Origin of the sequence: Mesorhizobium sp. M4A.F.Ca.ET.020.02.1.1 (genome assembly GCF_004022645.1) — a bacterium.
GTDB lineage: Bacteria > Pseudomonadota > Alphaproteobacteria > Rhizobiales > Rhizobiaceae > Mesorhizobium.
Genome location: NZ_RZOI01000897.1, coordinates 1 through 2,134, shown reverse-complemented (window position 1 = coordinate 2,134; position 2,134 = coordinate 1). Strand labels below are relative to the sequence as shown.

2 protein-coding genes and 2 tRNA genes are annotated in these 2,134 nt (G+C 64.3%); 2 read left to right on the top strand and 2 right to left on the bottom strand.

What is annotated here, in order from left to right; translation table 11 throughout:
- The first annotated feature begins 19 nt into the window (after positions 1-19).
- Positions 20-907: a DMT family transporter gene (locus tag EN742_RS32740; protein ID WP_127405994.1), complete on the top strand. Its 888-nt coding sequence runs from the start codon at positions 20-22 to the stop codon at positions 905-907.
- Between the two features lie 71 nt (positions 908-978).
- Here the strand turns inward: EN742_RS32740 and EN742_RS32735 are convergent.
- Together EN742_RS32735 and EN742_RS32730 are read right to left on the bottom strand one after the other, a co-directional pair.
- A tRNA-Gly gene (locus EN742_RS32735) sits at positions 979-1,052 on the bottom strand.
- Between the two features lie 89 nt (positions 1,053-1,141).
- Positions 1,142-1,226, bottom strand: a tRNA-Tyr gene (locus tag EN742_RS32730).
- A 209-nt stretch (positions 1,227-1,435) separates the two neighbouring features.
- Between EN742_RS32730 and EN742_RS32725 the strand changes: the two genes are divergently transcribed.
- On the top strand, positions 1,436-2,134 hold a 699-nt coding region (locus EN742_RS32725), incomplete at its 3' end, for an RNA methyltransferase (protein WP_148670439.1).

Below are 2,134 nucleotides of genomic sequence, written 5' to 3'. Positions count from 1 at the left end.
GGTCTGATCTCCTCGCTCGATGCAGTTCATCCCGACAAACATCCGCGGTCCGCTGTTCATGGTCGTCTCGACCGGGTCCTATCTGGTCAACGATACGATGATGAAGCTCGCCACCACCGGCCTGCCGCCCTACGAGGTGCTGTTCCTGCGCGGCATCGCGGCGGCGCTCTGGGGAGTCCCGCTGCTTGTCCTGCTCGGCTACGCCAGGCAGGTCCCTTTGATCTTCGAAAGGAAGGTTCTGCGCCGCAACCTGCTCGAACTGGCGGCGATCCTTTGCTACGTCGTGGCGCTCGCCAACATGCAGATCGCCGATTCAACGGCGCTCGGGCAGATCACGCCGCTGCTGATGCTGGTCGGCGCCTCGGTGCTGTTCGGCGAGCGTATCGGCGGCGCGCGCATGGCGCTGATCGGGGTCGGCTTCATCGGCGCGCTGATGGTGGCGCAGCCGACGATGCAAGGGATTTCGGTCTATGCCTTGCTGGCGCTCGGCAACGCGGTCCTGTCGGCCGCACGAGATCTTGCCGGCCGCAAGGTCGGCGCCGAGGTGCCGGGCATGATCGTCGCCATTTCCGCCGTCGTGGTCGTGCTGGTCGGCTCCGGCGTCGCGCATCTCGTTTCAGAGCCTTGGGTCATGCCGGAGCCCCGCCACCTCTTGCTCATCGCCGGCGCCGGACTGTTCCTGATCTTCGGCCATTTCTTCATCTTCATGGCGTATCGCGTCGGACCGACGAGCGCGGTGGCGCCGTTCTACTATTGCTTCACCGTCTGGGCGGTCATCTCCGGCCTGCTGGTGTTCGGCCAGTTTCCCAACGCGCTCGCCGTCTGCGGCATCCTGCTGGTGGTGGCCAGCGGCCTTGCCATCGTGTCGCTGGACGAAAGAAGGCGCCGGCTGATACCGGTTGCCTAGGCCAGGCAGCCAAGCGTTTGACTCCCAGGATTTCTGGGCGGCACTTCCGCGTGCCTTTCATGCCGGAAATCTGGAGCGGGTAGCGGGAATCGAACCCGCATATTCAGCTTGGAAGGCTGCTGCTCTACCACTGAGCTATACCCGCGCCTTACACTGAAGTACCGGATTCACCCAAAAAGCGCCATGCGCTTTTCGGTCCGAGACTTTTTCGTTTCAGGGCTTCCGGGCCGGCAGTGGTGGAGAGGGTTGGATTCGAACCAACGTAGGCTAAGCCAACGGATTTACAGTCCGTCCCCTTTAACCACTCGGGCACCTCTCCAGTCTGCCGCCGGAGCCATGCAACGAGGCATTTGCCGATCCGGAGCCCGAGTAGAAGTCTTCTCCGAAATCAGCGAAGCGCCTTATGGCGGCAAGGCTGGTGGGTGTCAACCGCACGTCCCGGCAAAATGCGCTGAATTTGACAGCATCCTCGGCAAGCCGGCTTCTGCCAGTATCCATGGCCCGACGACACGGCTATAGAAGCCCGCCATGAGCAAAGACAACAAGCCCGGAACACCCAAAGACACTCACTACGCCAAGCTGCGTCGCGCCCACCGCGACCAGAAGGCCGGCGGCGCACCCGCATTCCGGCCGCGCCAGCCGCTGCCGCCGGGCGAATCCCCCGGCGACGGCCTGGTGCGGCTCTATGGCCTGCACACGGTGCGAGCCGCGCTCGACAATTCACGGCGCAAGATCAGGAAAATGCTGGTGACGCGCAACGCCGCCGAGCGGCTGGCGATCGCCGACCTCGCCGCCCTGCCCTTCAAGGCCGAGCTGGTCGAGCCAAAGGAGATCGACAGGATCACCGGGTCGGATGCCGTGCATCAGGGCGTGCTGATCGAGGCCGAGCCGCTGAAGCCGAAGCGCCTTGACGCGCTTGGCGACACTCAGTTGGTGCTCGTGCTCGACCAGGTCACCGATCCGCACAATGTCGGCGCGATCCTGCGCTCCGCGGTCGCCTTCGGCGCCGGCGCGCTGATCACCACGGCCCGCCACAGCCCGCAGGAATCGGGCGTGCTGGCGAAATCCGCCTCCGGCGCGCTGGAACATATTGATCAGATTGAGGTGAAGAACCTCGCCGACGCGCTCGGCCAGTTGCATGAGGCCGGCTTCCAGACCATCGGCCTCGATTCGGACGGACCGGCCGAGTTGGAGAAAACATTCGCCGGCGACAAAATCGCGCTGGTG